Raw genomic sequence first — 8,632 nt, 5'->3', positions numbered from 1 at the left:
CCAGCTGCGCCGGGTGCTCGAGACGATCGTGGCCCGGCCGGAACTGCCGGTCGGCGACATCGACCTGCTCGGCACCGACCGATCGCAGGTGCTCGCCGAATGGAACCGGACCAGGCAGCCGGTGCCGCGGGCCACACTGGCGGATCTGATCGACGCGCAGACCGCCCGCAGCCCGCGGGCGGTCGCGCTGGTGGACGCGACGACCGGCGCCGAGTGGCGTTACGCCGAGTTCGACGAACGGGTGAACCGGTTGGCGCGCAGGCTCATCGCGTCCGGTGTCGGGCCGGAGTCGACGGTCGTGCTGGCGATGCGCCGCTCGCTCGAACTGGTCGTCGCGATGTACGCGGTGGTGCGGGCGGGGGGCGCCTATGTGCCCATCGATCCCGGCCATCCGGCCGAGCGGATCGCCCACATCGTGGCCACCGCGGCGCCCGTCGTCGTCCTGACCACCTCGCGGGATGGGTTTCCGCTCGAAACCGACTGTGCTGTCATCGAAACCGATCGACTCGATTTCGCCGGGCTCGCGGCGACGCCCATCACCGATACGGAACGGGTTCGTCCGCTGCGTCCCGAGCATCCGGCGTACGTCGTCTTCACCTCCGGCTCCACCGGCTTGCCCAAGGGCGTGACGATCACGCACGCCGCGATCGTCAATCAGCTCGCCTGGCTGGCGGCGCGATACCGACTCGGCGCGCACGATCGCGTGCTGCTGAAGACTCCCGCGACCTTCGATCTTTCGGTGTGGGAGTTCTGGTCTCCGCTGGTCACCGGCGGCCGGCTGATCGTCACCGCGCCCGGCGCCGAACGCGACCCCGACCTGCTGCGCGCGCTGCTGCGCCGCCACGGCGTGACCGTGCTGCACGCGGTGCCCGCGCTGATCGGCATGCTGCTGGCGGCCGAGCCCGGCGCCGCGCTGCCGGAAACGCTGCGCCACGTGCTGGCCATCGGCGAGGCGCTGCCGTCGGCCACGGCCGGGGATTTCCTGGAGCACCGCCGCGAGACCGCGCTGGACAACCTGTACGGCCCGACGGAGGCGGCGGTGTCGATCACCGCGTTCGCGGTGGACACCCCACCGGAGCACACCGTCCCGATCGGGTCGCCCGCCTGGAACAGCCGGGTATACGTGCTGGACGGGCGGTTGCGGCCCGCGCCGATCGGGGTGCCGGGCGAGCTGTACCTCGCGGGCGCGCAGCTGGCGCGCGGCTACCAGCGCCGTCCGGCGCTGACCGCCGACCGCTTCGTGGCCGATCCGTTCGCGGTGGAACTCGGCGCGGCGGCGGGCGAGCGGATGTACCGCACCGGCGACATCGTGCGCTGGCGTCCCGACGGGACCCTGGAATACCTCGAGCGCGCCGACTTCCAGGTGCAGATCGGCGGATTCCGCATCGAGCTCGGAGAGGTGGAGGCCGCCCTGCTGCGGCAGCCCGGGGTGACCGCCGCCGTCGCGGTGGCGAAGACCGACGAGCGCGCCGGAACCCGGCTCATCGCGTATGTCGCACTGCCGGAGGCGGATCCGGCCACGCACGCCGAGTTCGCCGTGTCGCTGCGCGCGGCGGTGGCCGAGCGACTGCCCGGGTACATGACCCCCGCCGCCGTCGTCGTGCTCGCGGCGCTGCCGCTCACGGCCAACGGCAAGATCGATCGCACTGCGCTGCCCGAGCCGGTCTTCGCCGAGGCGGCCTTCCGCGCACCGGCCGGTGCGCTGGAGCGCCTGGTCGCGGACGCGTTCGCGGAGATCATCGGCGTGGACGCGGTGAGCGTGGACGACGACTTCTTCGCCAGGGGCGGCAACTCCCTGATGGCCACCCGGCTCGCGGCCCGGCTCGGCGCCGCGCTCGATGGCCACGTCCCGGTGGCCGCGGTGTTCGAAGCCCCGACGCCGGCCGCACTCGCCGAGCGCATCGCGACCACCGAGCGCGGCGCGTCCCGGCCGCCCTTGGCCCGCCGTGCCGATGCCGGACCGGTGCCGCTCGCGCCCGCGCAGCAACGCATATGGGTGGTCCACCGGCTCGCGCCGGACTCGTCGGCCTACCACATTCCCGCGGCGCTGCGGTTGCGCGGCGAGCTGGACGTGGCGGCGCTGGCGGCGGCGCTCGGCGATGTGCTCGACCGGCACGAAACGTTGCGCACCAGGTACCCCGATACCGAGGCGGGGCCGGTCCAGGAGGTCGTGCCCGCCTCCCCGGTCGAGCTGACGCCGATTCCGGTGGCCGCGGCGGAACTGGACACGCGGATCGCGGAGTTCGTCTCCCCGGGTTTCGACCTCGCCGCCGCGCCGCCGGTGCGCGCCGCCCTGTTCGCCACCGCCACCGACGAATACGTCCTTGTGGTCGTATTGCACCACATCGGTGCGGACGGGTACTCGATCGCGCCGTTGACCGCCGACCTGGTGCGCGCCTATCTGGCCAGGTCCGCCGGACAGGCCCCGGACTCGGCTCCGCTCGCGATCCGGTACCGCGACTACAGCTCCTGGCAGCACGAGCTGCTCGGCGACGCCGCCGATCCGGACAGCCTGCTGGCGCGCCAACTCGCGTTCTGGCGCGCCGAGTTGGCCGGTGCGCCGGAACTGCTCGCCCTGCCCACCGATCGCCCGCGACCGGCCCGTCGGGATATGCGGGCGGCCACCGTGGTCCGCGCGATCGACGCCGAGCACACCGGCCGCCTGGAGCGACTGGCCCGCGAATGCGGCGGCACGCTGTTCACCCTGGTGCACAGCGCGCTCGCGGTGCTGCTGGCGAAACTGACCGGCGCGGCGGATGTCACGGTGGGCGTCCCGGTCGCCGGTCGCGGCGTCCGCGAGCTGGACGAGCTGGTCGGCATGTTCGTCAACACCGTGGCGTTGCGCACCGAGCTCGACCCGCGGGCGAGCTTCGGCGATCTGCTGCGGCAGGTCACCCGGCGGGACCTGGCGGCGCTCTCGCACGCCGACGTCCCGTTCGATCAGGTGGTCGAGGCGCTGGGCGTCGCCCGTTCCGGCTCGTACGCGCCGCTGTGCCAGGTGCTGCTCACTTTCCAGAACCTGCCGCGGACGACGGTGGAACTCCCGGGACTCGCGGTCGAGGCGATCGATCTCACCTCGGCGGAGGCCCAGTTCGATCTCCAGGTGACGGTGCTGGAGCAGTTCGCCGCCGACGGCGCACGCGCCGGTCTGGAGCTGCGCGTCGGCTACGCGACCGACATCTTCGACGAACCGACGGCGCACGCGTTCGGTGACCGGTTGCTGCGGGTGCTGGAGACGGCCGCCGCGGACCCGGCGGTGGCCCTGCGCGCGATCGACATCCGTTCCGTGACCGAGCGGCGGCCCCGGCCACCCGCGTCGGTGGCGGACCTGCCCGCGCTGATCGCTCGGGCGGCACAGGCCGCCCCCGCCGCCACCGCGTTCGAGCACGCCGATCGGCTGGTCACCTTCGGCCAGCTCGACGCGAAGCTCGCGACCGTCGCCAAGGCGATGGGCGCGGCGGCCAAACCCGAAGCCCTGATTCATGTCTCGCTCGCCGGGCTGGTGCCCGGCCTGCTCGCCGCCCTCGGCGGCAGCGGTCTGGCGGCCTTGCTGCGGACCCTGCTCGCCACCGCCGAGGCGCTGCTCGCCGATCCGGCGGCCATCGATTCGGAAGGAAACCGCTGATGACCCACGCAGACGCCGTGCGCCGCGGCTACGGCATCGACGACCTGCCCGGCCTCATCACGACCGTCGCCGGGCTGGACCCGCAGCGGGTGGCGCTGCGGCACGGGGAGCTCACCGTCACCTACGCGGCGCTTGCCGACGAACTCGCGGCGCTGTCCGAAGTCATGGGCGCGGGGGTGGGCGCGGACGCGCTGGTGCCGGTAGTGGTCTCCGGTCGCCTGCCCGCGCTGCTGGAATCCGGTGACGGCGCGCTCGGCGCGGTGCTGGACGCGCTGCTCGACGACGCGCTCGCGGTCGTGCCCGAGCTTCCGGCGAGCACCGTCGCGCCGGTGGAGACGTTGGTGAGCCTGTTCGAGGAGCAGGTGTGGCGAACCCCGGACGCGATCGCCGTCGAATACGCGGGCGCCGCGCTCACCTACGCCGAATTCCACGGCCGGGTCAACGCGCTGGCCCACCACCTGGGGGAACTCGGCGTCGGGCGGGACACGCTGGTGGGCTTGGCCGTCCGCCGCTCGATCGACCTGCTGGTCGGCATGTACGCGATCCTGCGGGCGGGCGGCGCGTACCTGCCGATCGACCCGGATCATCCGGCCGACCGCATCGCCTACGTGCTCGCAGCCGCCGAGCCGGTGCTCGTGCTGACCACCACGCGCGACCAGCCCGACTTCGGCCGCGCGGTCGCGACGTTGCGGATCGATGAATTCGCGGGCTCGCCCACGCCGGAAGCGCCTGCCGTCGCGCTGTCGGCCGACGACCTCGCCTACGTGATCTTCACCTCCGGGTCGACCGGCAGGCCGAAGGGCGTCGCCGTGCCGCACCGCGCGATCGTGGCGAATCTGCGCTGGCGGCAACGGATGTACCGGCTGCGCGCCGACGACGTGGTGTTGCAGAAGACGCCGTGCGCCTTCGACGTGTCGGTGTGGGAGTTGTTCTGGCCGTTGCAGGTCGGCGCGCGGTTGGTCGTCGCGGAGCCGGACGGTCATCGCGACCCGGCCTACCTGGCGCGCGTGATCGCCGAACGCGGCGTCACGGTGGCGCATTTCGTGCCGTCCATGCTCGCGGTCTTCGTCGCCGAGCCGGGATCGGCCGCGGTGGACTCGCTGCGGCTGGTGTTCGCTTCGGGCGAGGCGCTTCCGGCCGCCACCGCCGCGGCCTTCCGCGACGTCTGCGGCGCGACGCTGCACAACCTGTACGGGCCCACCGAGGCGGCGGTCGACGTGACCGCGCACGAGGTGACCGGCCTCGACGTGGCGGGTGTGCCGATCGGCGTCGCCGCCGACGACACGGAGCTGCTGGTGCTCGACGACAGCCTGCGTCCGGTGGCGCGCGGCGTCGTCGGCGAGCTGTACCTGGCAGGCGTGCAACTGGCCCGCGGCTACGTCGCCCGGCCCGGCCTGACCGCCGAGCGATTCGTGGCCAACCCGGAGGGGCCCGCGGGGGAGCGGATGTACCGCACCGGCGATCTGGTGCGCTGGGCTCCCGGTGCCGAGGGCGGGCCGGATGAATTGGAGTATCTGGGCCGCACCGATTTCCAGGTGAAGTTGCGCGGCTTGCGGATCGAACTGGGCGAGGTGGAGTCGGCGCTGCTGCGCCATCCGCGCGTGACCCAGGCGGCGGTGGTGCTGCACCGGCACGCGAGCGGCGATCATCTGGTCGGCTACGTGGTCGGCGAAGCCGTGGACACCGCCGAGGTGCTGGACTCCGTTCGCCGCGAGCTACCCGAGTACATGGTGCCGACGTTGCTCGTCCCGCTGGCGGCGATGCCGCTGAATCCCAACGGCAAGCTGGACCGAAGGGCACTGCCCGCGCCGGAATTCGGCTCCGGCACGGCGGCGTATCGCGCGCCGGGGACCGAGACGGAGGCGGCGGTCGCCGCCGTCTTCGCCGAACTGCTCGGCGTGGCGCGGGTGAGCGCCGACGACGATTTCTTCGTACTCGGCGGCAATTCGCTGCTGGCCACCCGTGCCATCGCCCGGATCGCCGCGGCCATCGGCGCGACCGTGGACGTGCGCGAATTCTTCGACCGTCCGACCGTGGCCGCCGTGGCCGCGGCCGCGCATCCGGCCGCGACGCGCCCGCCGCTGGTGGCCGGTCCGCGTCCGGACCGGATTCCGCTCTCGCCCGCGCAGCGGCGCATGTGGTTCCTCAACCGGTTCGGCGCCGACACCGATCAAGCCCGCGACCTGGGCGCGGCCGCCGTGGACAACATCCCGGTCGCGCTGCGCCTGCGCGGCCCGCTGGACGTCGCGGCGCTGTCGGCGGCGATCACCGATCTGGTGGCCAGGCACGAAGTGCTGCGCACCGTGTATCCGCAGACCGCCGACGGGCCGGTGCAATCGGTGCGGCGCGTGCACGCGGTGTTCGACCTGACGCCCGCCGAGGTGCCAGCGGAGCGGCTCGTCGCGGCGATCCGCCGGGCGGCGGGCCAGGGCTTCGACGTCACCGAGGAGATCCCGGTGCGGGTGCGCCTGCTGCGCTGCGGTCCCGAGGACCACGCGCTGGTGCTCGTCGTCCATCACATCGCTGCCGACGGCGTCTCGCTCGGCCCCCTGATGCGCGACCTGGCCGCCGCCTATGCCGCACGGTGCGACGGACGCGGGCCGGAGTGGGCGCCGCTCGCGGTGCAGTACGCGGACTACGCGCTGTGGCAGCAGCGGGTACTCGGTTCGGAGACCGACCCCGAGTCCGTGGCGGCGCGCCAACTCGCCTTCTGGCGTGCCGAATTGGCGGACCTGCCAGGGCAATTGGATCTGCCCGCCGATCGACCGCGTCCGGCCGCGGCCTCCTATCAGGGCGCCACCTACGGATTCGCCGTGGACGCCGCGCTGCGCTCCGGTGTCGAGACGCTCGCGGCGCGGGTCCGCGCGACGCCGTTCATGGTGCTGCACGCGGCGCTTGCCGCTCTGCTGGCTCGGCTGTCGGGCACCGCGGACATCGCGATCGGCACGCCGGTCGCGGGGCGGGGGGATGCCGCGCTGGACGATCTGGTCGGCATGTTCGTCAACACGCTGGTGCTGCGCACCGAAGTGGACGGAGCGCGCGGCTTCGCCGACTTGGTCGCCCATGCCGCCGACCGCGACCTGCGCGCCTTCGCGCACGCCGACATCCCGTTCGAGCAGCTGGTGGAGGCGCTGAACCCGGCGCGTTCGGCCGCCCGGCATCCGCTGTTCCAGGTGGCGCTGTTCATGCAGAACATCGGGCCGATCGCGCTGACCATGCCCGATCTCGACACCGAGCAGGTCGACTGGGACTCCGGTTTCGCGAAGTTCGATCTTCAGCTCACGGTGTCCGACGCCGCCGACGGATACCGCGCCGAATTCACCTACGCCACCGACCTCTTCGACGCATCGACAGTGCGGGAGTTCGCCGCGAAGTTCGTCCGCCTGCTGCGTGCGGCGGTGGACGACCCGGACGCGCCGGTAGGGGACCTCCCGCTGCTCGACGCGGGCGAACTCGACTATGTCACCGCGAGCTGGAACGCCAGCGGACACAAAGTGCCCGATCGATTCCTGCACGACGGTTTCGACGCGCAGGTGCGCCGCACCCCGGACGCCGTCGCGGTGGTCACCGACAGCGAGCGGCTGACCTACGCCGAACTGTCCGACCGCGCCGACCGGCTGGCCAGGATGCTCATCGGAATCGGCGTCGGCCCGGAAGCGCTGGTGGTGCTGGCTATGCCGCGCTCGGTGGAGCTGGTCGTCGCCATGTACGCGGTGGCGCGGGCGGGTGGCGCGTACGTGCCGGTGGACCCGGCGCATCCGGCCGAACGCATCCGTCACATCCTCGACACCGCGCGTCCGCATGCCGTCCTGACCACCGGCGATGCCGGATTAGACGCGGAAACGGCGGCTTCGGTTCCGGTGTATCGCCTGGACGAACTGGATCTCTCCGCCTACCCCTGCGGCAAGATCGGCGACCGCGAACGCCACGGCGCGTTGCACCCGCAGCACCCGGCCTACGTGATCTTCACCTCCGGGTCGACCGGCAAGCCGAAGGGCGTGGCGGTCGGTCATCAGGCCATCGCCAACCAGCTGGCCTGGATGCACGCGGAATACCGTCCGCGCACCGGCGATGTCTATTTGCAGAAGACCGCGAGCACCTTCGACGTCTCGCTGTGGGGCTATTTCCTGCCGCTGCGAGCGGGCGCGACCTTGCTGCTGGCGGCGCCGGACGGGCACCGCGATCCGCGCTATCTCGCCGAGACCGTCGCCCGCCACGGCGTGACGCTCACCGATTTCGTGCCATCGATGCTCGCGGTGTTCGCCGCGCACGCCGAGCCGGGAGAACTGGACTCGCTGCGTGCGGTGTTCGTCATCGGCGAGGCGCTGCCACCCGAGACGGTCACCGCGTTCCGGCAGGTGTGCGACGCGGGCCTGCACAACCTCTACGGCCCCACCGAGGCGGCGGTGTCCATCACCAACCGTGAGGTCACCGAGGCGGACTCGCCGCAGGTTCCGATCGGCGAGCCGGAGTGGAACTCGCAGGTCTACGTGCTGGACGGCCGGTTGCGGCCCGCGCCGATCGGCGTGCCGGGCGAGCTGTATCTGGCGGGAGCGCAGCTGGCGCGCGGCTACCACGGCCGCGTCGACCTCACCGCCGACCGCTTCGTCGCGAACCCGTTCGGCCCGCCCGGCACGCGCATGTACCGCACCGGCGACCTGGTGCGCTGGAGCCGCGACGGCGAGCTGATCTATCTGGGCCGCATCGACTTCCAGGTGAAGTTCCGCGGGCAGCGCATCGAACTCGCCGAGATCGAGACCGCGCTGCTGGCGGCGCCCGGGGTGGGCCAGGCCGCGGCGCGGCTGGTCACCGGACCGGCGGGTGAGTTCCTTGCGGGTTATGTGATCGCCGCGCCGGGCGCGGCTGTCGACTCCGAAGCGGTGAAAGCCGCTGTGGCGAAGAGTCTCCCGTCCTACATGGTGCCGACCGCACTGGTCGAGCTGGACGAGTTCCCTCGCAATACCAGCGGCAAGCTCGATCGCGCGGCGCTGCCGGCTCCGGTGCTCG

General features: G+C 72.6%; 2 protein-coding genes (1 of these 2 only partly in view). Both read left to right on the top strand.

The features are described from left to right. Positions 1–13 precede the first annotated feature (13 nt). A complete protein-coding gene (locus ON21_RS25440) occupies positions 14–3,625 on the top strand; it encodes a non-ribosomal peptide synthetase (RefSeq protein ID WP_051021330.1) in 3,612 nt (1,203 codons plus the stop codon). Continuing rightward, on the top strand, positions 3,625–8,632 hold the start of the coding sequence (locus ON21_RS25435; RefSeq protein ID WP_039801688.1) for a non-ribosomal peptide synthetase. The gene runs 20,378 nt beyond the window's last position; 5,008 of the gene's 25,386 nt are visible here — the first part of the coding sequence; its start codon is at positions 3,625–3,627; its stop codon lies beyond the right edge, outside the window. Before ON21_RS25440 ends, ON21_RS25435 begins: the two co-directional genes overlap by 1 nt.

The sequence above is a fragment of the Nocardia araoensis NBRC 100135 genome (assembly GCF_000308435.1).
Lineage (GTDB): Bacteria > Actinomycetota > Actinomycetes > Mycobacteriales > Mycobacteriaceae > Nocardia > Nocardia araoensis.
Note: the sequence above shows the minus strand (reverse complement) of the source record. Positions and strands in the feature narration are given on the sequence as shown.